The organism is Prevotella sp. Rep29, from assembly GCF_019551475.1.
Classification (GTDB): domain Bacteria; phylum Bacteroidota; class Bacteroidia; order Bacteroidales; family Bacteroidaceae; genus Prevotella.
This window is the reverse complement of sequence record NZ_CP047159.1, coordinates 1,072,132-1,097,394: the sequence shown is the minus strand read 5'-3', so window position 1 is coordinate 1,097,394 and position 25,263 is coordinate 1,072,132. Positions and strand designations below refer to the sequence as shown.

16 protein-coding genes and 1 pseudogene are annotated in these 25,263 nt (G+C 48.3%); 6 read left to right on the top strand and 11 right to left on the bottom strand.

Annotation, left to right across the window (positions count from 1 at the left end):
• The first annotated feature begins 260 nt into the window (after positions 1 to 260).
• From lon to mltG, 5 genes and pseudogenes are all read left to right on the top strand, one after another.
• On the top strand, positions 261 to 2,723 hold the full coding sequence (lon, locus tag GRF55_RS04655; protein ID WP_220369366.1) for an endopeptidase La: 2,463 nt from the start codon (positions 261 to 263) through the stop codon (positions 2,721 to 2,723).
• Complete coding sequence (tgt, locus tag GRF55_RS04650; protein WP_220369365.1) at positions 2,720 to 3,847, top strand: tRNA guanosine(34) transglycosylase Tgt; 1,128 nt, start codon at positions 2,720 to 2,722, stop codon at positions 3,845 to 3,847. Before lon ends, tgt begins: the two co-directional genes overlap by 4 nt.
• Before the next feature lie 5 nt (positions 3,848 to 3,852).
• Positions 3,853 to 5,073 carry an LptF/LptG family permease gene (locus GRF55_RS04645; RefSeq protein ID WP_255563839.1) on the top strand — a complete coding sequence of 407 codons (1,221 nt, stop codon included), beginning with the start codon at positions 3,853 to 3,855 and terminating at the stop codon, positions 5,071 to 5,073.
• 13 nt (positions 5,074 to 5,086) lie between these two features.
• Positions 5,087 to 6,349, top strand: a pseudogene (locus tag GRF55_RS04640) (DEAD/DEAH box helicase); the annotation flags it as partial.
• Positions 6,342 to 7,385, top strand: a complete 1,044-nt coding sequence (mltG, locus tag GRF55_RS04635; RefSeq protein ID WP_220369363.1) for an endolytic transglycosylase MltG — start codon at positions 6,342 to 6,344, stop codon at positions 7,383 to 7,385. The pseudogene GRF55_RS04640 and the gene mltG, both read left to right, overlap by 8 nt.
• A gap of 273 nt (positions 7,386 to 7,658) precedes the next feature.
• On the opposite strand, the gene GRF55_RS04630 is transcribed toward mltG, so the two are convergent.
• Positions 7,659 to 8,687, bottom strand: a complete 1,029-nt coding sequence (locus tag GRF55_RS04630) for a glycosyltransferase family 2 protein (RefSeq protein WP_220369362.1) — start codon at positions 8,685 to 8,687, stop codon at positions 7,659 to 7,661.
• 5 nt (positions 8,688 to 8,692) lie between these two features.
• Positions 8,693 to 10,057, bottom strand: coding sequence for a tRNA (N(6)-L-threonylcarbamoyladenosine(37)-C(2))-methylthiotransferase MtaB (gene mtaB / locus GRF55_RS04625; RefSeq protein ID WP_220369361.1), 1,365 nt, complete (start codon positions 10,055 to 10,057; stop codon positions 8,693 to 8,695).
• Between the two features lie 323 nt (positions 10,058 to 10,380).
• Between mtaB and GRF55_RS04620 the strand changes: the two genes are divergently transcribed.
• On the top strand, positions 10,381 to 10,578 hold the full coding sequence (locus tag GRF55_RS04620) for a hypothetical protein (RefSeq protein ID WP_220369360.1): 198 nt from the start codon (positions 10,381 to 10,383) through the stop codon (positions 10,576 to 10,578).
• A gap of 351 nt (positions 10,579 to 10,929) precedes the next feature.
• Here GRF55_RS04620 and GRF55_RS04615 read toward each other — a convergent pair whose 3' ends face one another.
• The 9 genes from GRF55_RS04615 to GRF55_RS04575 form a co-directional block, all read right to left on the bottom strand.
• Entirely contained in the window at positions 10,930 to 12,915 is a 1,986-nt protein-coding gene (locus GRF55_RS04615; RefSeq protein WP_370626758.1) for a M13 family metallopeptidase, read from the bottom strand.
• Between the two features lie 228 nt (positions 12,916 to 13,143).
• A complete protein-coding gene (locus tag GRF55_RS11810; RefSeq protein ID WP_220369358.1) occupies positions 13,144 to 13,617 on the bottom strand; it encodes a hypothetical protein in 474 nt (157 codons plus the stop codon).
• Positions 13,618 to 13,626: 9 nt separating this feature from the next.
• Positions 13,627 to 15,270 carry an alpha-amylase family protein gene (locus GRF55_RS04605; RefSeq protein WP_220369357.1) on the bottom strand — a complete coding sequence of 548 codons (1,644 nt, stop codon included), beginning with the start codon at positions 15,268 to 15,270 and terminating at the stop codon, positions 13,627 to 13,629.
• 18 nt (positions 15,271 to 15,288) lie between these two features.
• On the bottom strand, positions 15,289 to 16,176 hold the full coding sequence (fabD, locus tag GRF55_RS04600; protein ID WP_220369356.1) for an ACP S-malonyltransferase: 888 nt from the start codon (positions 16,174 to 16,176) through the stop codon (positions 15,289 to 15,291).
• A 236-nt stretch (positions 16,177 to 16,412) separates the two neighbouring features.
• A complete protein-coding gene (locus GRF55_RS04595) occupies positions 16,413 to 17,588 on the bottom strand; it encodes a type II restriction endonuclease (protein ID WP_220369355.1) in 1,176 nt (391 codons plus the stop codon).
• A complete protein-coding gene (gene dcm, locus GRF55_RS04590) occupies positions 17,588 to 18,889 on the bottom strand; it encodes a DNA (cytosine-5-)-methyltransferase (protein ID WP_370626750.1) in 1,302 nt (433 codons plus the stop codon). Before dcm ends, GRF55_RS04595 begins: the two co-directional genes overlap by 1 nt.
• Positions 18,890 to 19,098: 209 nt before the next feature.
• Positions 19,099 to 20,937, bottom strand: coding sequence for an ABC transporter ATP-binding protein (locus GRF55_RS04585; protein WP_220369354.1), 1,839 nt, complete (start codon positions 20,935 to 20,937; stop codon positions 19,099 to 19,101).
• On the bottom strand, positions 20,934 to 22,772 hold the full coding sequence (locus GRF55_RS04580; protein ID WP_220369353.1) for an ABC transporter ATP-binding protein: 1,839 nt from the start codon (positions 22,770 to 22,772) through the stop codon (positions 20,934 to 20,936). The genes GRF55_RS04585 and GRF55_RS04580 overlap by 4 nt, the downstream gene beginning before the upstream one ends.
• Positions 22,773 to 23,224: 452 nt before the next feature.
• The gene (locus GRF55_RS04575; protein WP_220369352.1) at positions 23,225 to 25,162 is read right to left on the bottom strand and encodes an ABC-F family ATP-binding cassette domain-containing protein; all 1,938 of its coding nucleotides are present in this window, start codon (positions 25,160 to 25,162) and stop codon (positions 23,225 to 23,227) included.
• Positions 25,163 to 25,263: the final 101 nt, after the last annotated feature.

Genomic DNA, 25,263 nt, shown 5'->3' with positions numbered 1-25,263 from the left:
ATTCACGACAGGAGGAAACGCCCACCTCCCCCTACCCCCTCACGCCTTCTATCCATAGGCAGCCGAAACAGGCGACAGAATGTTGAAAATCCCTAAATATTCGGTCGCATTTCCGTTTTCTCGTTTTTATTGAGTAACTTTGTCGCGTAATAGCTTCAAAGCGCTTGTCATAGGGAAAAATAAAGCAACTTTTATTTTGTATTCTCTATACTTTGCAGTAACTTTGTCGCTCAAAAAAATCATAACAGGATACGAAGAAGATGAACAAAGAAAAGAACAATACATTCCAGATGATTGTTGACTATGAAGGTGATGTGAATAATCTTTTCAAGATTGAGCCTCCTGAAGAAACGCCCATTCTGGCGACCCGAAACATGGTGCTCTTTCCCGGCATCATCTCCCCTATTCTCGTAGGGCGTGCCAACAGTCTGAACCTGATTAACTATCTGCAACAGCATGAGAATGTTGTCTTTGCCATATTTTGTCAGCGCGATGCCAACATTGACCATCCCATAAGCAGCGACCTCTTTGAGTATGGTGTATATGCTAAATTACTCAAAGTGCTTGACATGCCCGGACCCGGCAAGAATGTGACCGTCATCGTGCAAGGACTGGGACGCTGCCAACTGCATGAACTGAAAAGAACCCGTCCCTATCTCGTAGGCAGGACATCACTTGCAGTGGAAGCCTTTCCCGAACCGAACGATGCGGAATATGCCGCAGCTGTCGAAGACTTAAACAAGACAACGATAGAATATGTGCACGAGAACGAGGAAATCCCAGACGAGTCGCAGTTTGCCATAACGAACATCAGCAACCCGATTGTTTCTGTGAACTTTGTGTGTGCGAACATGCCATTCAGCATCCGCGACAAAGTCAAACTTCTCGAGTTCAGCAGCATGAAAGAGCGCGTGTTCGGCGTATTGAAAGTTCTCAACAAGGAATTGCAGTTGCTCCGCCTGAAACAAAACATCCGTTCAAAAACACGAGAAGACATCGATGAACAGCAACGGGAATACTTTCTCCAGCAACAGATAAAAAACATCAAAGAGGAGTTGGGCAACGGAGAAGGTTCGCCCGAACGGATGGAACTTTTGGAGAAAGCGAAAGGAAAGAAATGGTCGGAGGAAGTGGAAAAAGTGTTCCACAAGGAATTGGAGAAACTGGACATGCTGCATCCGCAAGGTCCGGAATACAGCGTACAGATGAACTATCTGCAAACGATGGTTGACCTGCCTTGGGGCGAATACACCGAAGACGACCTGAACATCAAGCGTGCAGAACGCATTCTCAACCGCGACCACTACGGAATGGAGAAAGTGAAAGAGCGCATACTCGAATACATGGCAGTGCTCGCACTCAGAGGCGACCTGAAATCGCCCATCCTCTGTCTGTACGGACCTCCGGGAGTCGGAAAGACGAGTCTGGGAAAGAGCATCGCCTCGGCAATGAACCGCAAATACGTGCGTGTGTCATTGGGCGGTCTGCACGATGAGAGCGAAATACGCGGACACCGCCGCACATACGTCGGTGCCATGCCTGGACGTATCATCAAGAGCATCCAGAAAGCCGGCTCGTCCAACCCCGTCTTCATACTCGACGAGATAGACAAGGTGACACAGAACACCATCCATGGCGACCCTGCGTCTGCCCTGCTCGAGGTGCTCGACCCTGAACAGAACAACGCATTCCACGACAATTACCTTGACGTGGATTACGACCTTTCGAAGGTCATGTTCATCGCTACCGCCAACGACCTCAACACCATTCCACGCCCACTGCTCGACCGCATGGAGATTATCGAAGTGAGCGGCTACATTACGGAAGAGAAAATCGAGATAGCCAAGCGGCACCTCATACCACGCGAACTTGAGAACACCGGTTTGAACCAACTCAAGGAAAAACCTTCGTTCAACAAAGGAGCCATCGAGAAAATCATTGAGCAATATACGCGGGAGAGCGGTGTCCGCCTGTTGGAGAAGCAAATCAACAAAGCTTTCCGGAAAATCGCATTCCAGATTGCACTCAACAAAGACGTTTCATTCAGCAAAATATCTGCAGACAAGATAGAGGGACTGCTGGGCAAACCGCCATTCTATCGCGACATCTATCAAGGAAATGACTATGCCGGAGTGGTCACCGGACTGGCATGGACGAGCGTTGGCGGAGAAATTCTCTTTATCGAGACATCGCTCAGCAAAGGCAAAGGCTCGAAACTGACCCTCACCGGAAATCTCGGCGACGTGATGAAGGAATCGGCAGTCATCGCGCTGGAATACATCAAAGCTCATGTAGATATCCTGAAGATAGACTATCGCCTGTTTGACCAATGGAATATCCACATCCACGTGCCGGAAGGCGCCACCCCGAAAGACGGTCCGTCGGCAGGTATCACCATCGCCACCTCTATCGCTTCGGCACTCACCCAGCGGAAGGTGCGCAAGAATACAGCCATGACAGGCGAAATCACCCTGCGCGGAAAAGTGCTGCCCGTCGGAGGCATCAAAGAGAAGATTCTCGCAGCCAAGAGGGCTGGCATTACAGATATCGTCATCTGCAAAGACAACAAGAAAGATATTGACGAAATACCTGCCATGTATCTCAACGGCATTGAGTTCCACTACGTCGAGAACATACAAGACGTATGGAAATTTGCCCTGACAAACGAGAAAGTTAAGCACCCCATCAAGTTGGACATAGAGGAAGAGGAAAAAGACAAGTGACATTCGAACTGCAACATACAGACAAAGCATCTGACGCCAGAACGGGACTGATTACCACCGTGCATGGTCAGATAAAGACACCCATCTTCATGCCTGTCGGAACATGCGGGTCGGTCAAAGGCGTTCACTTCTCCGAACTTACGGAACAAGTGCAGGCGCAAATCATCCTGGGAAACACCTATCACCTGTATCTGCGACCGGGTCTGGACGTTCTGAAATCGGCTGGAGGACTGCATCGGTTCAACACATGGGATAAACCCATATTGACAGACTCCGGAGGCTTTCAGGTGTTTTCGCTCACTGGAATCCGGAAACTGCGCGAAGAAGGATGCGAGTTCCGTTCACACATTGATGGGTCGAAACACATCTTCACCCCTGAAAACGTGATGGATACGGAACGGATTATCGGCGCCGACATTATGATGGCGCTCGATGAATGCCCACCGGGACAGAGCGACTATCAATATGCCAAGAAAAGCCTCGGATTGACCGAGCGGTGGCTTGACCGGTGCATCAAACGATTCAACGAGACCGAACCGTTGTACGGATACGAACAAAGCCTGTTCCCCATCGTACAAGGCTGCACGTTCAAAGACTTGCGAAGTGAGGCGGCGAAGTTTGTTGCCGACAAAGGTGCAGACGGAAATGCCATTGGAGGACTGGCAGTCGGCGAACCGACAGAAGTGATGTACGAAATGATAGAAGTGGTGAATGCTATTCTCCCCAAAGACAAGCCCCGCTATCTGATGGGAGTAGGAACGCCGCAGAACATTCTCGAAGCCATAGAGCGAGGAGTGGATATGTTCGACTGTGTGATGCCGACACGCAACGGACGCAACGCCATGCTCTTCACCTATCAAGGAACGATGAACATGCGCAACAAAAAATGGGAAAAAGACTTCTCACCCATTGATGCCGACGGCTGCGAGATAGACCGACTTCACACAAAAGCCTATCTGCACCATCTATTCAAGGCACAGGAACTGCTTGCCATGCAGATAGCAAGCATTCACAATCTGGCGTTCTACCTGCGACTCGTCGGCGACGCAAGAAAACATATCGAGCAGGGCGATTTCACGACCTGGAAGGCAAGTGTCATCCATCAATTAGGACAAAGGATATGAAAGGAATGGGAACAAAAATGAACGATGCACTCCATCGGTTGCAGGAAAACGGCAGACATATCAAAGAACGTCTGACGTGGATTCCCGTTCTTACCAATTGGTGCAAGACACACTTGGGATGGCTCAATCCCCGAAGATACATCAAGCGGTTGGATTGGTACATCATCAAGAAGTTCATTGGGACCTATATATTCTCTATTATCTTGATTATCTCTATCTCCATCGTCTTCGACGTAAACGAGAATCTTGCCAAATTCACGCAATACCATGCGCCTTTCCGGGCTATCGCACTCGATTACTATGCAAATTTCGTTCCCTACTTTGCCAACCTTTTCAGCCCGTTGTTTGTCTTTATCGCCGTTATTTTCTTCACCTCAAAACTGGCAGGGAACTCTGAAATCATTTCCATGCTCGCCTCAGGCATTTCGTTCAAGCGAATCATGCGTCCATATATGATTTCCTGTGTACTGATATCACTCGTCACTTTCTATCTTGGCGCATACGTCATCCCGCACGGAACGGTTATCAGGCAGAACTTCGAGGCGATGTACAAAAATAAGAAAAGGAATACTGCTGCCGAGAATGTGCAGCTGCAAGTAGGAAACGGCGTGATTGCCTACATCCAGCACTACGACGATAACCACAAACGGGGATACGGATTCTGTCTGGACAAGTTTGAGAACAAAAAGCTTGTCCAACACATGACAGCAACGGAAATTCAATACGATACCATCTCCGAAAGCAAGTACCACTGGAAAGCACGCAACTGGAAAATCAGAAGCCTGCACGGACTTCGTGAGAAAATCACCAGTGGCACCGTCATGGATACCGTTATTCAGATGGAACCTACCGACTTGGTTTATTCGAAAGGACAGCAGGAGACGTTCACCAGTCCGCAACTCAGAGAATATATCAGCAAGCAACAGAGCAGGGGCTCAGGAAATGTCGTGCAATATGAGGTGGAATATCACAAGCGCATAGCCTCCTCGTTCGCATCATTCATCCTAACCATTATCGGTCTCTCGCTCTCTGCCCGCAAGCGTAAAGGCGGCATGGGCTTATATCTGGGAATCGGATTGGCATTGAGTTTCGCCTATATCCTGCTTCAGACCGTATCGTCAACCTTTGCCATCAATTCCGGATGGCCGGCAATGCTCGCAGCATGGCTTCCGAACATCCTGTTTGCCATCATTGCCTATTTCTGTTATCGTAATGCACCCAATTAAAAAAAGATGAACGATGTATTTTGATGAACTGAATCTCAACCCAAATATTTTGGATGCACTCGACGACATGAGGTTCGAAGAATGCACACCCATACAGGAGAAATGTATTCCGCAGATTCTCGATGGCCGTGATGTAATGGGAATAGCCCAAACCGGCACAGGGAAGACTGCCGCCTATCTCCTTCCCATCCTCAGTCTGCTGGACGACGGATATTATCCTAAAGATGCCATCAACTGTATCATCATGAGCCCTACACGCGAATTGGCGCAGCAAATAGACCAAGCCATGCAGGGGTTCGGCTACTATCTGGATGATGTCAGCAGCGTAGCTGTCTATGGCGGCAACGACGGCACACGGTTTGACCAAGAGACAAAAGGACTGAGTCTGGGCGCAGAGATTATCATCGCTACACCGGGAAGGTTCCTGAGCCATCTCAAAATGGGACACGCCGACCTGTCGCGCGTCTCTTTCTGCGTGCTCGACGAAGCCGACCGGATGCTGGACATGGGCTTTTATGATGATATCCTGAAAATAAAGAAACTGTTGCCTGACACCTGTCAGACAGTCATGTTCTCCGCTACTATGCCCGACAAGATTGGAATGCTGGCAAAGAATATGCTGAAGAATCCTGTCGAGATAAAAATTGCAGTCAGCCAACCCGCAGAGAAAATCAGCCAAACAGCCTATGTCTGCCATGAGAGCCAGAAACTTGGAATCATCGAGCATCTGTTTAAAGACAACCAATTGAAACGGGTTATTATCTTCTCCAGTTCAAAAGTCAAGGTGAAAGAAATCAACCGCTCTTTAAGGCGGATGGAGATTAACAGCGACGAGATGCATGCCGACCTGCAGCAGTCACAACGCGACGATGTGATGCACAGATTCAAGAACCGCCATATTGACGTGCTCGTTGCAACCGACATCGTTGCCAGGGGCATTGATATTGACAACATCGCGACCGTCATCAACTACGACGTTCCGCATGATGCCGAAGACTACATACACCGCATCGGACGAACGGCACGGGCAGACCAAGCCGGGCAAGCCATCACTTTCGTGCGAGGTGCAGACATCGGAAAGTTCATGGCAATAGAGAAATTCATGCACCACGTCGTCACAAAACTCCCATTGCCCGAGGGCATGGGCGACGCTCCGGAGTATAAAGCTCAACCCGAGAAAAAGCGCACACACTACTCAAGGGGAAAAGGACGGAACGACAGGAACAGAAAAAGGAACAACAAATCGAACCAAGCTAAAAGACAAAAACATGAAAAATAAAAAGAGACGCATCCTTGTCGCATTAGGAACCATTGCGATATTGATTGCCGGTATCATTTACTACTATTTCTTCACTTCACTTACAAGTGGGAAAGATACACATTATATATATATAGATGAAGATGACAACATCGATTCTGTCTATGCGCAACTCCAACCCGTCGCAACAAACAAGGGAATGACGGGTTTCCGGACACTTGTGCGTCACAGCCAATACGATGAGCATATACGGACCGGACGATATGCCATCAAGCCCGGAGAGAGTGCATTCACAACCTTCCGCAAACTGAAAAACGGAATACAAGAACCCGTCATGCTGGTTATCCCATGTGTGCGCACGATGGACCGACTCGCCGGAACCATCTCGAAGAAAATGATGGTGGACAGCCTTTCACTCTATCGGGCTTTGAGCAGTCAGAACGTCTGCGAGAAACTGGGATATGACACGACGACCATTGCCTGCATGTTCATTCCAAATACGTATGAAGTATTTTGGAATATGCCGATAGAAAAATTTCTGGAACGGATGCAGAAGGAAAGCAAGAAGTTCTGGACAAAGGCAAGAACACAGAAAGCTAAGGACATGGGACTCACACATAAAGAAGTCATTACGCTGGCAAGTATCGTTGACGAAGAGACGTCCAACGATGCAGAAAAACCGGTGATTGCAGGATTATACTATAACCGACTCATGCTTCGCAACAGCGAATATCCCGACGGAATGCCCCTGCAGGCTGACCCAACCATCAAATTCGCATTGAAGCGCTTCGAACTGAAACGCATCTACACAAATATGTTGCGCACACAAAGCCCGTACAACACTTATCTCAACGCCGGACTGCCTCCCGGACCGATTCGCATTCCGACGATTGCCGGCATCGATGCCGTGCTCAACTATGACAAGCATGACTATCTCTACATGTGCGCAAAGGAAGACCTCAGTGGCACGCATAACTTTGCAGCCACCTATCAGGAGCATCTCGCCAATGCGGCAAAATATGCCAAAGCACTTAATGAGAGAGGTATCAAATAGCCTGCACATAGCGCCATCCAACCGACTTTCCAAAGGAGCGTAAGTACCTATAAATAAAAAAGAAACGCCCGTTCTTCACAGAGGAGGCGTTTCATCTCAATAGGTATTAGCTTTTTAAAGGTAAAAAGATTGTATTCAGGATAACGGTGCAAATATAGATATATTTTTTGAAACTCACAAATAATTTATCATTTTTTTTTGCGAAATTGTCGTGTTTTGTTATTTATTCTTCTTTTTTTTTGATAATTCAACAAAAAACACTTCATAAACGAATCATTTCTCAACTAATTTCGAGAAATGATGATTTCCTTTTACATAATATTGCCAAAGGATGGAATGGGCATACATCCCCATTGCCGTTCCCTCTGCCCTACGCTGTTGAATCTGCTCACGGTCAGCGGAAAAATCTTTTCGCCATGCCTTGAATGCCCGTCGGGCGCGATATACCGCCTTGAACTCCCCGACGTTCCGATCCAACAAAAGCATCTTCCATGCTGCCAGATAATCCAGGAACCACCGCCAGCGCATCACATGCCTCAGCTCACTTTCGGGAAGATTTTTATAGAGCATCGTCAGGTTATTCCGGAAATTCAGGAAGGTTTTCATCGGATTGCCCTTCGGCAAGCTGCCGCCTCCTAAATGATAGACCACACTCTCCGGAATGCAATATATCTTCCGTCCGCGCAACCTCAGGCGCCAGCAAAGGTCTATCTCTTCATTATGGGCGAAGAAACGTGCATCCAATCCACCGACATCCGCATAGTCTTTTGCGCGGATGAACAGGCATGCGCCTGTTGCCCAGAAAATTTCCTGCCGATAGTCGTACTGCCCGTTGTCTTCCTCCAAGGTGTCGAATATGCGACCGCGACAAAACGGATATCCATAACGGTCGATGAATCCGCCTGAGGCACCGGCATACTCAAAGAAATCTTTGTCAGTCAGTGAAAGGAGTTTCGGCTGGCATGCCGCCACTTCCTCATGGCTATCCATGAATTCAATCAGGGGAGTCAGCCAATGATGTGTCACCTCGACATCGCTGTTCAGCAACACAAGATACTCGGCATCTATCTCTGCCAAAGCCCGATTATATCCTTCGGCAAAGCCCCAGTTTTTCTCCAACCGAATCAGCTTGACCTCCGAAGCATAATGCTGCTGAAGGAAGTCCACGGAATCGTCGGTTGACGCATTGTCTGCCACATAGATATCGGCATCAGCCCGCGAATAGTCGAGCACGGACGGCAGATACTCGGCAAGCATCTTCCTGCCGTTCCAGTTCAGTATAACAATCGCAACTCGCTTCATACATTTTATATTATTACAGCTCTCAGGGCATCACCGCCACGGTTGAAATCCCCCAGCCTCACCTGCAGCAACTGGTTATCATACGCTTCATCAGCCTCTGCCGGCGGCAACTCCACTCTGACGTAATTTCTCGTAAACCCATGCATCGCCTTTCCCCGAACAGCTTTTTCGAACAACACTTCTGCCGTCTGCCCAATATGCTTTTCATAAAAAGCATGCGTCTTTTCATCGGACAGCTCAAGCAAGCGATGACTTCTTTGGCGCTTATCGGCTTCTGAGACCACGTGGGGAATCTTCAATGCTGCAGTTCCGGGACGTTCACTATATGGGAACACATGCAACTGGGTCACATCCAGCGAGCGCAGGAATTCGTATGTCTCCTCAAAAAAAGCCGGTTCCTCGCCCCGCGTTCCAACCATCACGTCCACTCCAATAAAAGCATCGGGCATACGTTCCTTTATCCGCTGAATCTTATGCGCGAACAAAGCGGTGTCGTATCGGCGGTGCATCAGTTTCAGCACAGCATCCGAACCGCTCTGCAACGGTATATGAAAATGCGGCATGAAGGCGCGGCTCGCTGCACAATAGTCAATCAGTTCGTCGGAAAGCAAATCGGGCTCCAGGCTGCTGATGCGGAAACGCTGTATGCCTTCCACACCATCCAAAGCCTTTACCAAATCGAGAAAAGTTTCGTTCGTCGTGCGCCCGAAGTCACCGATATTCACTCCCGTGAGCACAATCTCCTTCCCTCCCTCGCGCGCCGCCTGTTCTGCCTGCTCAACCAAGGAGGTAACAGAAGGATTGCGACTGAATCCACGCGCATAAGGTATCGTGCAATAGGTGCAGAAATAATTGCATCCGTCCTGCACTTTCAGAAAATAGCGGGTGCGATTGCCGCGAGAACAACTCGGTGCAAACGACTTGATATCTTTCGACTTGACGGAATGACAAAGATGCAGACTCTCCCTCTCCTGCCCTTCTCCTACTTGCCGTTCCTCTTTCATCACCCATGCGTCTGAAAGGAATTGCACCAGATGCTGCTTCTCATCCGAACCAAGCACCAAATCGACACCGTCCATCCGGCTCACCTGTTCGGGTTCCAACTGGGCATAACACCCCGTAACGACCACGAACGCTCCCGGATGTTGGCGCACCATCCGCCTGATAATCTGCCGACACTTGCGGTCAGCCACATCGGTCACCGAGCAAGTATTGATCAGACAAATATCTGCCTGCTCGCCTTGCCGGACCGTACGCACCCCCATCTCCTGAAGCAGTTTCCCGAAGGTGGATGTCTCGGAGAAATTCAGCTTGCAGCCCAATGTGTAATAGGCTGCCGTCTTGCCTTGAAAAGCCGAAGAATCTATCATCTTTTGATTATTGTTTCGTCACCGCTTTCGCCGTAAATACGACACAAAGGTAAGCAATATTATTGGATTTCAGAAACGAACCTACCTATTTTGCCACCACCAAAAATCACTTTTTGCCACTTTTTGCCAGAAAAAAACGGAAAATATTAATAAAATTAACAAATATTATCTATTTGCAAAATACTGTATATCAACAGTTTATAAAAAAGTTACACATAAAACATAAAAAAAAACGAAAAAAAAGAGCGGTGTATCAAAAAAATATTTACCTTTGCAACGTTTTAATAAACATGATTGTTTTACAGATTTAAAAAGAAAAGAAAATGAAAAAATTAGTTTTTGCAGTTGTAGCTTTCGCAGCTATCTCTTTCGCAGCAACATCTTGTGATCAGACAAAGAAGACTGAAGCTCCTGTTGACACAACAGCAGTTGAGGAAGTTGTTGACACAAACGCAGTTGAGGAAGTTGTTGACTCAGCAGCAGCAGTTGTTGAAGAGGCTGTTGAAGAAGTTAAGGAGTAATCCTACGACTCAATTCGAGAAAAACGACCGCCGGACGATAGTTCGGCGGTTTTTTTATTTCCATGAATCCGTTGAACACAAGCCGGGACTCAGTATTTGTTCTTCCACAAACCAAATCAAGTTGATTTGCCACATAAAAGTTCAACATTAAAAAAACAAATTCACTGAAATTGATTACCAAATTCAGTGAAATTGGTCATCAAATTCAGTGAATTTGGTTGGAGAGACAAAAAGAAAATGCCCCTGAAACATGGCGAACACTCATGTTTCAGGGGCATTATTTCATGGTGATATTCAGTCAAAGGCAAATCAATTCTTCATGAATTGCCGTCAGAACTGCAATCTGATTGCTTACCAAAGGTCAAGACGCTGCTCTTTCGGGATAAACATCTTGTCGCCTTCTTTCACGCCGAATGCTTCGTACCACATATCAACGTGTGGCAGCGCACCGTTTACTCGCCATTCGCCCAGAGAGTGCGGGTCGGTCTTCACGCGGTTGCGGATTTCCTGCTCGGTAATGTTCTGTCCCCACACGCCGGCGTAAGCGATGAAGAAGCGCTGGTCGCCAGTCAGTCCATCCTTCACTTTCAGCGGTTTCTTGGCTGTTGCGTTCTTGTATCCATACCATGCCACTTGCAGTCCGCCGTGGTCAGCCAGGTTTTCGCCGAGCGTGAAGTGTCCATTGGCATTCAGGTCGGGCAGCACCTTGATGTTCGAGAAGAAGTTGGCATACATTTCTGCACGCTCCTCAAATCCCTTGGCATCTTCTGCTGTCCACCAGTCCTTCATATAGCCTTCCGAGTCGAATTGGCGACCTTTGTCGTCAAATCCGTGCGTCATTTCGTGTCCGATAACGACACCGATTGCTCCATAGTTGAATGCCTCGTCAGCCTTCGGGTCGAAGAACGGATACTGGAGAATGCCAGCCGGGAAGCAGATTTCGTTGGTCGTCGGATTGTAGTATGCATTGACGGTCTGCGGTGTCATGTACCACTCGTCACGGTCAACCGGCTTACCTGCCTTTTCGGCAATGTGCAAATTGTTTCTCCATTGGCGACAAGCCATTACGTTTTCATAATAAGATTTCTGCGGATTGATTTGCAGCGAGGAGTAGTCGCGCCATTTGTTGGGATAGCCAATCTTAACGTAGAAAGTGCTCAACTTCTTGTGTGCGTTGGCTTTTGTCTCTGCTCCCATCCATTTCTGTGCATCGATACGCTCGCCCAGTGCAATCTGGAGGTTCTTAACAAGCTGCTCCATGATTTTCTTTGAAGAAGCCGGGAAGTAGCGGTCGCAATACATTTTTCCGAGAGCCTCTCCCATAACACTTTGCACGCTGTTGGTTGCACGCTTCCAGAGCGGATAATCCTCTTTCCGTCCCGACATGGTCTTTCCGAAGAATTCGAAGTTGGCTTCACGAATATCGTCAGAGAGCAGCGATGCCGAACTGGTAATCACATCCCACTGCATGTAAGCCTTCAGGTCGTCTGCGTTGAGTGCTGCCGACAGTTTGTCGAGTCCTTCCATGAATTTGGGCTGTCCCACAATCATTTCCTGAATATACTCGCTCTTCACGCCCTCGGCATTAGCCAATACCTCGAGCGGAATGTTCGGATAGTTTGTCTGGAATTCCTTCAGCGTCATCTTGTTGTAGTTCGACTGCGGGTCGCGCAACTCGGTGCGACTCTTCGAAATCAGTGCCAGAGCCGTCTCGTAGCGGAAAATGGCATCACGCTTTTCAATGGCATCATCTTCATCGAATCCGAAGAGTTTAAACATCTTCACGATGTGCTTTTTGTATGCTTCACGAATCTTTACCGTTGCCTCGTCGTTGTTTAGGTAGTAGTCTTTCTGTCCGAGTGTAAGACCGCCCTGACTCACGTGGAAGATATTCATCGTCACGTTTTTAGCATCTGCGCTAAATCCCGAACCGAATGGAACACCATATCCAAAGACGGCATATTTCTTCTGGATTTTGAACAGGTCGTCTTTCGTATCGGCTTCTTCCATCTCGTCCAACAAAGGCTTCACGGGTGCAATTCCCTCTTTGTTCCGACGTTCAGCATCCATTGCCAGTTTGTAGAAATCAGAGAGTTTGCGCTCTGTCGTTCCCTCCGCAAATTTCTTTTTCTGAAGCTCATCCAGAATAGAATTGATGCGCTTGTTGTTGTCCTCCTGCAGCTGGTCGAAGCTACCGAACCGTGAATAGGCAGCAGGGAGCGGATTGCGTTTCTGCCATCCTCCCGTCGCATACATGTAGAAGTCGTCCTGCGGCTTCACGGTTTTGTCCATGTTCTCAGGTTTGATTCCCGGCTGATTTTGCGCCGAGACTGCCATTGATGTCATTGCAATAGCCATTAGTGTCAATAATTTTTTCATTGTTTCAGTATTTATGATTAGGGTTATATGTTGCAAAGATAAACATTTTCCGAAAAAGTATCTACACATTGTTTGTTAATAAATACAAACTCAAAAAATATAGGAGTTACATAGGAGGCATATAGGAGGTAGTGAGTAGGCAAAAAGGGAACTGTCCTCCACTATATAATAAAATGTGTTAACGCCTTATTGAATGATTTTGAATCGTATTCTGAACGTACGTGTATCGTTATCCCAATTGGTTCCCAACATCTCGAACTTCCCGATTTGCGAGGTTGAACGGACGTGCTTTCCGATGCACGGGCATACGTCGAAGTCGCCTATTCTCACCAAGCGTATAGTGTCGCTGGCATCTTCGGGCAAACGGTCGGCATCAACCTCATCGGGGAGCTCATCTCTCGTCACATATTCGAAAGTCACCGGCAGGTCTTCGGCTATCAGTTCGTTCATGCGCCGCTCTATTTCCCGCTCCTCTTTCCTGTCGGGCTTATGGTCAACAACATAGCTGATTTTACTCTTCTTGCGCTCGATGTGTGCATTGCGCGACCGCTCACAACCGAACATCCGCACCATCAGTTGGTTCAGCAAGTGCTCAGCCGTGTGTGCCGGAGGAAATTCTTCCTTGTTGTGGTCATTGAACAGATAGTCTTCGTCTTTCATTCCTGGTATCTATTTTTGGTCTGTCATTTTCCATACTCTTCCTGACAAGGCAGGGATTTCCATTTTTACCATAGCGTCTGCCTGAAGTTCGAAGTTGCGTTGTTCTTCCGTCAGCAGGTCAACGGCGTGGAAATGCCTTCCCCGTATCTGCATGTAGTCGATGGCATGTTGCGGTATAAACACTTCGGTGCGTATCGCCCGTTCAGAGAAATTGGCAACAACGAGCAGCATCTCCCTGCCCTCTTTTCTAAGGAAAGCGAACTGCTGACTGCCAAGCTGCGGGTTGACATACATCAGGTCGAACATTTTTCCCTTCGTCACCGCTTTTTCTTGTTGCGCAAGATGAAAGATGTGGCGATAGAAATGCGCAAGTTGCTTTTGCTCTTCTGTCTGTTTCTCCCGTTCGAAATAGCCGGTTATGAGTGTGTCCAGACTCCAATAGTCGAAGATGGAAGTGCGCCCGTCCTCGCCACTGAAACCCTCCGTATCCATTCCCTGCTCCCCATATTCCTGCCCGTTGTAGAGCATGAAAGGATTCTTTCCCAACATGGTAGCCACCAACAAGGCGGGAAAAGCCTTCTGCGGACTACCAGCAAAGAAGGGAGATGCCAACCGCTGCTCGTCATGGTTTTCCAGGAAATAGAGCATGTGTGTGCGGATGTGGTCGGTGGCTTGCCACTCTCCCGTGATGGCTGCCGACGGCTGTCTGCCACAAACGACGTTGCGCAGGCAATTATACATGCCCACTTTGTCGTAGAGATAGTCGAACCCTGCCTCTAAGAAACCCTGATAGCGCACCGGCTGATAGACCTCTCCGATGATAATCAGATGCGGGAAATTTCCTTTCAGATCACTGATGACCCATTTCCAAAACTCTTCCGGAACCATCTCTGCCATGTCACAACGGAAGCCGTCCACTCCTTTTGATGCCCAGAAATGCAATATCTCCCGCATTTTCAGCCATGTGTCGGGCTTTTCGTTTTGCAGTTCTGTGCCGGCAGCATAGTTGAGCTTGACGGTCTCATACCAATCATTTTGCGTGGGATGCACGCTGAAACAATCGTTTCCCGTCGCCTTTGCCGGAAACTCTCTGTAGTCATCCACATTGAATTGCGGAGCCAACGGCTGGTTGGGATAATAGTAAAAATTATTGTTCGGTGAGAAATGAACGGTCACGTCCTCGTTTTCCCCCAAATCACGAATGCCTGCCGGCTTGGTCACGGAGTGATATTCACGAGCCACATGGTTGGGAACGAAATCGATAATCACCTTCATCCCTGCCTCATGAGTGCGATGCAGCAAAGCCTCGAACTCCTCCATCCGATGCCTCACGTCCACCGCAAGATCCGGATCAATATCGTAATAATCGACAATGGCATAGGGAGAGCCAGCCTTTCCCTTGACTATCGCAGGATGCTGGCGCGGTATCCCGTAGGCTGTATAATCGGTTTGCGTAGCATGGCGTATGATGCCCGTGTACCAAATATGGGTGACACCCAAATCACGAATCAATCCCAACACCTCACCACTGAAGTCATTCAGCTTTCCGCAGCCGTTTTCCGCAATGGTCCCGTTCTTCTTCCGAGTGCGATTGCGATTCCCGAAGATGCGTGGGAAAGCTTGATAGATGATGAGTTTACGGGAATCTTCCATGAGTTAATCCGTGCGATATTAGAGGATTCCGTGTGCTGCCACATCCTTATTGATGCGCCCGATCATTCCCTGCAGCGCTTTTCCAGGACCGCACTCCGTGAAGTCGTCGGCACCGTCGGCAATCATATTCTGCACGCATTGTGTCCAGCGCACGCTGCTTGTCAGCTGAGCTATCAGGTTTTGCTTGATTTCTTGCGGGTCAGTATGGGGTTTCCCATCCACATTCTGATAGACAGGACACTTCGGTGTCTTGATTTCCGTCTTCTCAATAGCTGCCTGCAACTCATCCTTTGCCGGCTGCATGAGTGGGGAATGGAATGCTCCGCCCACTTTCAAGGGCAACGCACGCTTGGCACCTGCTTCCTTGATTTTCGCACATGCCTCGTTGATAGCCTCCACGTTTCCAGAGATGACTAACTGTCCCGGACAATTATAGTTTGCCGGCACGACAACATGTCCTTCCCTGTTGATTGCAGCGCATATCTCTTCCACGTTCTCGTCGGGCAACCCTACGATAGCTGCCATGGTCGATGGTGCCATCTCGCACGCTTTCTGCATCGCCATAGCACGTGCATAGACAAGTTTCAATCCGTCTTCGAAGCTCAGCGCTCCGGCAGCCACCAATGCAGAAAATTCCCCGAGCGAATGGCCGGCGGTCATCTCCGGCTGAAATGCCTCTCCCATGCAGAAGGCACTGATGACACTATGAAGGAAAACGGCAGGCTGAGTCACCTTCGTCTGAGTGAGTTCTTCATCCGTTCCCTCGAACATGATGTCGGTGATTCTATAGCCGAGAATGTCGTTTGCTTTTTCAAACAACTCTTTCGCCAACTCATTACTCTCATACAAGTCCTTGCCCATTCCTGAGAACTGAGCACCTTGTCCTGGAAATACAAATGCTTTCATATTCTTTCGTTTTTTATCTGTTTACATTTTCAATTTGCAAAGTTACGATTAAGCGAGCGAAAAACCAAATTTTATTTAGTTTTTCCGAGCGTGAGAAGTTCCCTTGAGCTATGCGAAAAACTATGTAACGTTACGAAAAATTGAGAGCAGAACGAAATAAATCCATTTATTTCTTATGCCGGGATGGAACACTTTGCTAAAATCCCTGAATGTTAATAATATATTAAAACACACGACTAACATTGCCGTTCCCGAACCATCCCGATAAAGTCTGAAAGACACATGATGTTCTCATGAAATTCGGGCAAGAACAAAGATTTATTTTCTTTGGGAACAACAAGTGTCAGATGCTCGTCTTTCATTTCTTGAAGCTGATTTCTCGAAACACCACGCTGCAAGGTAAACAAGTGTTTGTTGGGTATTCTGTTAGCTTCATTAAGCACTTGGCGCCAACGGTCTTTGCATGTGGTCTTGGCTCCGAGCATTGTCAGTTTGTCTGCAGGGAACATGAAATTGTGATAACTCTCACCATCGGGGAAAATGAAATCTGGTTTCTTCTTGTTTTCAGTTATTACCTGTTCTTCAAACCTCAGATGAGAAGCACTAAATATTTCTGCCAAATGATGTTCCAATGACTTTCCCGCTCTCGACTTTCTTCTATTAAGAATCGTATTTGAGAACTCAACAAGACTTTGACAATTCTCAAAAGGTCGTGTAAAAACAGGGCGATAGATTTTTTCTTCTAACCCTCGAAATAGCTGATATTCTGCATCTATCCATTTTAATATAACTTTATCGGCTTCGCTTGAAATGGTACTTTCTGTATAACCATTGGCTGTTATTACACATTGACGCACGAATGTTGCCATCTGAATGGTATCTGGGAAATCAGTGTGGGCATCTATGAATGCTTGGAAATCATTGCTTAATCTTTCGTCTGGAGATAAAATGGAGGCTCTTTCTATGACTTGGTTTCCCTTAAATAAATCAAGACTGAAAGCGTCCATAAAGTCTTCTATATTGTCTTGATTCGACAATATGTACGCACAATAATTGCCTTCTCGGTTTCTTGTCATTATTTGAAGACTTCCAATGTAGTCGTCACGAAGGAATTCAAAACCTCTACCGAATCTTGTGATACGATATTCATTTCTTGTTCCTACGCCATAATAAATAGCGCGGCTTTGGGTCTTAAAAAGCCCTTTTTGCCAATCTATTTCTATAAACTCGTCTTTATTTAAACCTTTAACGCCAGGTTCATCGAAAAACATTTTATAGCACGGTTTGGCAAAAGTAAAACCATATTGATGGCTGCCTGTCTCACCAACATCATTAGGTGTAATATAATGACAATAAGCAAACTCAGATTCGTTCACTAATTGTATAGCATCTTGTAAACTCTCTTCAATCATCAGTTTTCCTCCATAGTATTAATAATTCTTTCTGATACGGCTGTTATCAACGGCACTATAACTGAATTACCACATTGCCTATAGGCTTGTACATCTGAAACCCGGTCAATCCTATATTTATCGGGATAACCCATCAGACGCGCACATTCGCGAGGCGACAATCTGCGAGGATTCTTGCCTTCTTCCTGCGGAATCAGTATCTCAGAACCATCCTTGTAGTATCTTGCGCTGAGCGTCCTGCTAATACCATTCAGGTCAACAAGTCCATAGCCGAAACCATTTCCCTTTGCGCGATGTTTTTCGGCGTAGTTCTGCAAATAAGCCCAAAGCTTATCGCTCAACGTGTATTTAGGGTCAATATTGGGCTCAAGTATTTCCTTAATAGCTCGTGTTGCCTCATGCTGTTCGGGAAACTCAAACTTCTCCTCACCATGATAACGTTTCTTGTCGAAACCAACAATCATAATGCGCTCACGGTGCTGGGGAACGTATGTCTGCCCGTCCATCACTTGGTAATGAATGGAATAGTTCAATTCCTCTAATGTTTCGCGAATGATGCGGAAGGTGTTTCCCTTATCATGAGAAGTAAGATTCTTAACATTCTCCAAATAGAATGCTTTTGGGCGATGCCGACTAATGATGTCTGCAACATCAAAGAACAGCGTGCCCTGCGTCTTGTCCTTGAAGCCTGTCTCACGTCCCAAACTTTTCTTCTTTGAAACTCCGGCAATGGAAAAGGGTTGGCATGGGAAACCAGCACAAAGAACGTCAAACTTTTCGGGTATATATGATTTCGTCAATTCTTTCGTAATGTCTCCAAATGGCATCTCTCCAAAATTGGCGAAATAGGTCTTTTGTGAATAGGCATTCCACTCCGAGGAGAATACGCATTTTCCTCCTTGTGCCTGCATTGCCAAACGAAAACCTCCCATTCCAGCAAACAAGTCGATGAATGTAAATTTCGGATGCTCCGGCGCAGGGAAGGGCACATCGAAAAAGTCGCGGAAGAGATCATTCTCCAGTGGACTTTCTGCCGCCTTCGTCACCTCTTCATCGTCCACGTCCTGCCACATCGGATTCTTTTTGTCGTGGACGCGTTTGTATTCAATATAGTCGCGGATGGCCGTCAGAATCTCATCGCGATTGACCCGCGCCTCCATGTCCTGCCTTCCGTCGAACGAGTGCAGATAGTGGCTCAGTATGGCTATCTGCGTCTCGTAGGACGTGAGGCCATACTCCTTCACGCCGTCGGCGGTAGTAGTTTCGGGCAATTCGGAAAGTTTTATTTTATTCTTAACCACGAATGCAATATCTTATTTTAATTCGCAAAAATACAAAATATTTTCGAGAATGCAATCAGACACCAGTAAAAAACGATGTTATCTTTTTTTATTTTGGCTATTTGCAAAAAAGAGGTACCCATAGTTACTCTAAGAAATGTGGGAAATTTAATGCCGAGCAAAATAAATCCATTTATTTCTTATGCCGGGATGGAGAAACTCGCCAATGCCTACAAGCTTCCGCCTGTATAGAGTTGATAGTATTTCCCTTGCAAGGCAATGAGTTGCTCGTGTGTTCCCTGCTCGATGATGCGCCCATGGTCGAGAACGATGATGCAGTCTGCATTACGAACGGTGGAGAGACGATGCGCGATGACAAACGTGGTGCGCCCTTTCATGATAGAGTCCATTCCTTGTTGCACGAGGCGCTCCGTGTAAGTGTCGATGCTACTGGTTGCCTCATCGAGAATCAACACCGGAGGATTGGCTACGGCAGCACGGGCAATGGCAAGCAGCTGGCGCTCGCCCTGACTGAGAGCCGCACTGTTTCCCTCTTGCAATTCTGTCAGATAGCCATTACTCAGACGACGGATGAAATCGTCTGCGCCTACCAGTTTTGCAGCCTTGACACAATCTTCGTCGGTCGCATCAAGACATCCGTAGCGGATATTGTCGATGACCGTTCCGCTGAACAGATGGGTTTCCTGGAGCACCATGCCCAGACTCTTGCGCAAATCGGTTTTCCGGATGTCATTGATATTGATGCCGTCGAATTGGATTTTCCCGTCCTGGATGTCATAGAAGCGGTTGATGAGGTTGGTAATCGTGGTCTTTCCCGCTCCTGTCCCGCCGACAAAAGCGATTTTCTGACCTGGCATCGCATCTATCTGCACATCGAAAAGGACTTGTTTTTCCGGCACATAACTGAAATCTACCATGTCGAACTTCACGCCGCCACGCACGGGAACGCTTGTCTTCCCGTCCGTCCAGCACCCGTCTTTCATCGTCCAATGCCCACGGTCGGGCTCCTGACTGTCATCCAACAGCCTGAACACCCGCTCTGCTCCTGCCGATGCCATGATGATACTGTTAATCTGCTGACTGACATGGGCTATCGGCTGCGAGAAATTCTTGTTCAGCGTCAGGAATGAAACAATCGTACCCAGCGTAAGACTGAAATTGCCGGAGAGTGCCAGCGTGGCGCCGACAACAGCAATCAGCACATAACCGAGGTTGCCGAGATTACCGTTCACTGGCATCACGATATTGGCAATCCGGTTGGCATGGTAGGCACTCTTACGCAATTCCTCGTTGATTTCCTCAAACTCCCTGATGGCTTCCTGCTCGTGGCAGAACACTTTCACGACCTTCTGCCCGCTCATCATCTCCTCAATAAAGCTATTGACGCGCGCGATATTCTGCTGCTGCAACGTGAAGTGGCGCCGCGAGCGCTTGCCGAGTTGCGTCGTTGCCACACCCATCACCACTGCCATCAAGATCGAGACAAGGGTCAGCGGTATGCTCAGCACAATCATGCTGGCAAACGTGACACACAGAGTTATCACGGAGTTGAACGCTTGCGGCAAGCTCTGCCCTATCATCTGCCGCAACGTATCGACATCGTTCGTATAGGTGGACATCACGTCGCCGTGCGACCGACCGTCGAAATAGGAGACCGGAAGTTTCTGCATGTGGGCAAACATATCGTTTCGCAGGCGCAGCATGGTGCCTTGCGTGACGTTGATCATGATGCGGTTGTAGGTGTAGGAGCATATTACGCCGAAAAGCAAGACGACTCCCAGAGTGAGCAGTGCCTGTGCCAACGACCCATACTGCGGATTGTCTGTCTGCGTGAGCGGCACGATATAATCGTCTATCAGCGTCCGCGTGAAGAGCGTTGACGTCAACGTCGTGACTGCCGTGACGAGGATGCAGAACGCAACGGTCAGGCACGAGAAGCGGTAATTCTTCAGCACGTAGCGTGTCAGTCGCAACAAGACACCCTTCTTGTCAACCCCTGCAAGGTTTTCCACCTTGTTCCGTTGATGAGGAGTAAAAGCGTTTCTCATTCGTCACCTCCTTTCGCCTGGCTGCCTGGCTCGTCAAAATCGCCGCCGTCTTCCGTCTGTATCTGATAAATCTCCCGATAGAGTTCATTCGTCTGCAGCAGTCTCTCGTGTGTGTCGAAGCCACTCACCTGTCCATTCTCCATCACAAGAATGCGGTCACAATCCTGCACACTGGCGATGCGCTGGGCGATAATCAGCTTGGTCATGGCAGGAAGTTCCTCGCGCAATGCCTTTCGTATCTTTGTATCGGTTGCCGTGTCGCAGGCACTCGTCGAATCGTCAAGAATCAACACCTTCGGCCGCTTCAGCAAGGCACGGGCGATGCAAAGACGCTGACGCTGCCCGCCGGAGAAGTTCGCCCCACCCTGTTCCACACGCGTTTCATAACCGTCGGGCAACTGGTCGATAAACTCATCGGCACAAGCACACCGACACGCCTCGCGGCATTGCTCCAGAGTAGCCTCCGCATTTCCCCAATGGAGATTGTCAAGAATCGTGCCCGAGAACAGCACATTCTTTTGCAGCACAACCGAAACTGAGTTCCTGAGCGCTGCGAGGGCATACGACCGCACATCCCTGCCACCGACCTTCACGGTTCCTTCGGTCGCATCATACAGGCGGCTGACAAGATTGACCAGCGACGACTTGCCGCTTCCCGTTCCGCCAATGATGCCGATGCTCTCACCCGACTTCACGCTCAGAGTGATATTGCGCAACGCATAGTCACCCTCAAGGGCTTTCTGACCGAGCAACTTTCGCAACGAGTCGAATAGTTTACCGAACCTCTCCAGCTGTTTCAGGCTCATCCCGTGGTAAGCAAAGCATACGTTTTCGAAGTCTATTGCACCGCTTTGAAGCTCGTAAACAGGCTTTTCAGGGTCCACAATGTCAGCCTTCTCGTCAATCACCTCAGCCACTCGTTTCCCACTCGCAGCACTCATGGTCAACATCACGAAAATCATGGAAAGCATCATCAGCGACATCAGAATCGACATCACGTAGGTGAACAATGACGTCAGCTCACCCGTAGTCAACGAACCACCCACCACCAGATGGGCACCAAACCACGAAATGGCGATGATACAACCATACACCACCATGTTCATGACCGGATGATTGAGTGCCATCAGCCGCTCCGAACGCACGTACAGGCGGTATAACCCCTGAGCAGCACGGCTGAACTTCAAGGTCTCATAGTCTTCACGCACAAACGCCTTTACCACCCGGATGCCCGATATGTTCTCCTGCACACACTGGTTCAACACGTCGTACTGCTGGAACACCTGCGTGAAAAGCTTTGCCACCCTGCTGATGACCAGATAAAGAAAGACAGAAAGAATCACGGTGGCAATAATAAAGATGAACGAGAGCTGCGGATTGATTACCACACACATCACAATGCTCAGCACCAAACGGTAAGGAGCCCGAACCGTCACGCGTAATATCTGCTGATAGGCGTTCTGCAAGTTCGTCACATCCGTCGTCATGCGCGTCACCAAGCCCGACGTGGAAAACTTGTCGATGTCGGAAAACGAAAAGGTCTGCACGTTGCGATACATCGCCCGACGCAAGTTGGCAGCAAAACCTGATGACGCATAAGCCGAATACCTGCCGGCAAGTATCCCGAACAAAAGACTCACACACGCCATTCCAACCATCACCGCACCATAGAAATACACATCACCCATGTTGCCGGCATTCAGTCCATCGTCAATCAACCGAGCCGTCACATAGGGAATCAGCACATCCATCACCACTTCCAACGAAGTGAAAAGCGGTGTCAAAACCGATGCGGTCTTATATTCGCCTATCTGTTTGTAAAGAGTTTTCAGCATTATCTCTGCAAAGGTAAATAAATTTCCGAGATTATAAGCCAATCCCATCAAGAAAACTCATCTTTCCCATCAAGAAAATGACGAACGGCGGAGTTTGAAATGATAGTCTGTCCAATCGACCAAATTGTCCTATTTCTTCATGGAAACCACCTTTGCATAAACATACGGAAAAGGGCGTATAAATATACAGTTGAACTTTCACTTTCCAAAAGTTCAACTTTTGCGTCCTGAAAGTTCAACTTTCATCGTCTAAAAGTTCAACTTTTGCAAGCTAAAATTTGAACTTTTGGAAAGCACTTCCTAACATACTGATAGACAAATATTTAGGAGCGAGCACCCGAAACTTCCACTGGTGCATAAATATACAATCGCGCGGTGAGGACCGACAAAACGTTCACTATCACAAAAAAAAGAATGGCTTTTCTTCTGTCCAGTCCTGCCGGCAGCCTCCACTAACCTTCAAGGCTCTCGAGCTCTTCAGACAGTTGTCCCCAGCGTTCCACCTCCTCATCCAGACAGCGTTTCGTAGATGTGTATTCGGTGACGAGGTTCATGTCCGAAGCATTCTCCGGCTGAGAGAGGATTTCATCGAGTTCCTTCAGGCGATTCTCCATCTCTTCAATTTTCGCTTCCGACTGACTGACAGCCTTTTCCAGCTTGCTCTTCGCACGCTGTCGCTCCTTGCGCTCCGCATAGCTTTCCTTCGGCGAAGTGTCTTTTTCCGTTTTTTGCGACGGCTGCTCTTTCGCGACGGGCACGGTCTGCCCCAACTGGTTGAGCGACTGGATGTTTCGCGACTGCAGGAAATCGTAGATTCCACCAATATGCTCACGCACTTTCCCGCCGGAGAACTCAAAGACTTTCGTCACCAGCCCATCGAGAAATTCACGGTCGTGCGAGACGATGATTGCCGTTCCGTCGAATGCGCGGACAGCTTCCTTCAACACATCCTTCGACACCATATCGAGATGGTTGGTCGGCTCGTCGAGAATCAACAGGTTGACTGGCTCCAGCAATAGCTTGATCATCGCCAAACGACTGCGCTCGCCGCCACTGAGCACCTTCACCTTCTTCTCCGATTCCTCGCCGCCAAACATGAAAGCGCCGAGAATATCGTTGATGCGCAGGCGTACGTCGCCCCTCGCCACGCGGTCGATGGTCTCGAAAACGGTCAGCGACTCGTCCAAGAGCTGCGCCTGGTTTTGTGCAAAATAGCCTATCTGTACATTGTGTCCCACTTTCAAGTCGCCCACATAGGGAATCTCGTTCATGATACACTTCACAAGCGTGGTTTTTCCCTCACCGTTTTTGCCGACAAAGGCAACCTTCTCGCCACGGCGGATTGAAAGATTGACTCCCGAAAACACCTCATGTTCACCATAACTCTTTCCCACCTCTTCGCAGATAATGGGAAAGTCGCCACTACGCAGACAAGGAGGAAACTTCAGGCGAATGGCAGACATATCCACTTCATCAATCTCCACTGGAACGATTTTCTCTAACTGCCTGATTTTCTGTTGAACCTGAACAGCCTTCGAAGGCTTGTACCGGAAGCGATTGATGAACTCTTTCGCATCAGCTATCTCCTTTTGCTGGTTCTCATAAGCGCGTATTTGCTGCTCGCGCCGCTCCTTCCTCAAGACAACATATTCGTCGTATTTCACCTTGTAGTCGATGACCTGTCCGCAAGAAATTTCCAACGTCCGATTAGTCACGTTGTTGATGAACGCCCTGTCGTGGCTCACCAAGACAACAGCCTGCCCGCTCTGCGAGAGGAATTGCTCCAGCCACTGAATGCTTTCTATATCAAGATGGTTGGTCGGCTCGTCCAACAACAACACATCAGGGCGCTGAAGAAGTATCTTCGCCAGTTCGATTCGCATGCGCCAACCGCCCGAGAACTCTTTCGTCGGACGGTCAAAATCTGTCCTGAGAAATCCCAGTCCCGTCAGCGTGCGCTCCATTTTCGCCTCGTTGTTCTCCGCACCGAGCATCTGATAGCGGTCGTGCTCCTGAGTGAAACGCTCCACCAGCGCCATGTAGTCTGGCGAGTCGTAGTCGTTCCGCTCCGACAGCTCACGCTCCATCCGGTCGAGTCGCTCCTTCAATGCGGTATGCGCAGAAAAGGCTTTCCGCGCCTCTTCGCACACCGTCGTGTCGTCAGCCAACCGCATCACCTGCGGCAAATAGCCGATTGTGGTGTCGTTGGGAATATTCACCGTGCCCGAAGTAGGACGCTGCTGCCCGCATAGAATCTTCAAAAGAGTTGATTTTCCTGCCCCGTTCTTTCCAACCAGCGCAATCCGGTCACGATCATTGATGACAAAGCCGACACCCGAAAAGAGCGGGCGCGCCGAAAATTCCACACTTAAATCGTCAACCGAAATCATCCTGTTTTTTCATTTAATTGCGCAAAGATACTGCAAAAAATCGGTTAAGACAATAAAGAACGGAAAGATTTCTTGCGCATTAGCGTGATTTTTCGTAATTT

Bases quoted from the DNA above. Each gene is read 5' to 3' on its own strand.
- GRF55_RS04580 (WP_220369353.1), bottom strand. From the start codon at position 22,772: ATGCTGAAAACTCTTTACAAACAGATAGGCGAATATAAGACCGCATCG.
- GRF55_RS04630 (WP_220369362.1), bottom strand. From the start codon at position 8,687: ATGAAGCGAGTTGCGATTGTTATACTGAACTGGAACGGCAGGAAGATG.
- GRF55_RS04605 (WP_220369357.1), bottom strand. From the start codon at position 15,270: ATGGAAGATTCCCGTAAACTCATCATCTATCAAGCTTTCCCACGCATC.
- GRF55_RS04620 (WP_220369360.1), top strand. From the start codon at position 10,381: ATGAAAAAATTAGTTTTTGCAGTTGTAGCTTTCGCAGCTATCTCTTTC.
- mtaB (WP_220369361.1), bottom strand. From the start codon at position 10,057: ATGATAGATTCTTCGGCTTTTCAAGGCAAGACGGCAGCCTATTACACA.
- GRF55_RS04615 (WP_370626758.1), bottom strand. From the start codon at position 12,915: ATGGCAGTCTCGGCGCAAAATCAGCCGGGAATCAAACCTGAGAACATG.
- GRF55_RS04595 (WP_220369355.1), bottom strand. From the start codon at position 17,588: ATGATTGAAGAGAGTTTACAAGATGCTATACAATTAGTGAACGAATCT.
- GRF55_RS11810 (WP_220369358.1), bottom strand. From the start codon at position 13,617: ATGAAAGACGAAGACTATCTGTTCAATGACCACAACAAGGAAGAATTT.
- fabD (WP_220369356.1), bottom strand. From the start codon at position 16,176: ATGAAAGCATTTGTATTTCCAGGACAAGGTGCTCAGTTCTCAGGAATG.
- lon (WP_220369366.1), top strand. From the start codon at position 261: ATGAACAAAGAAAAGAACAATACATTCCAGATGATTGTTGACTATGAA.
- mltG (WP_220369363.1), top strand. From the start codon at position 6,342: ATGAAAAATAAAAAGAGACGCATCCTTGTCGCATTAGGAACCATTGCG.
- GRF55_RS04645 (WP_255563839.1), top strand. From the start codon at position 3,853: ATGGGAACAAAAATGAACGATGCACTCCATCGGTTGCAGGAAAACGGC.
- GRF55_RS04575 (WP_220369352.1), bottom strand. From the start codon at position 25,162: ATGATTTCGGTTGACGATTTAAGTGTGGAATTTTCGGCGCGCCCGCTC.
- GRF55_RS04585 (WP_220369354.1), bottom strand. From the start codon at position 20,937: ATGAGAAACGCTTTTACTCCTCATCAACGGAACAAGGTGGAAAACCTT.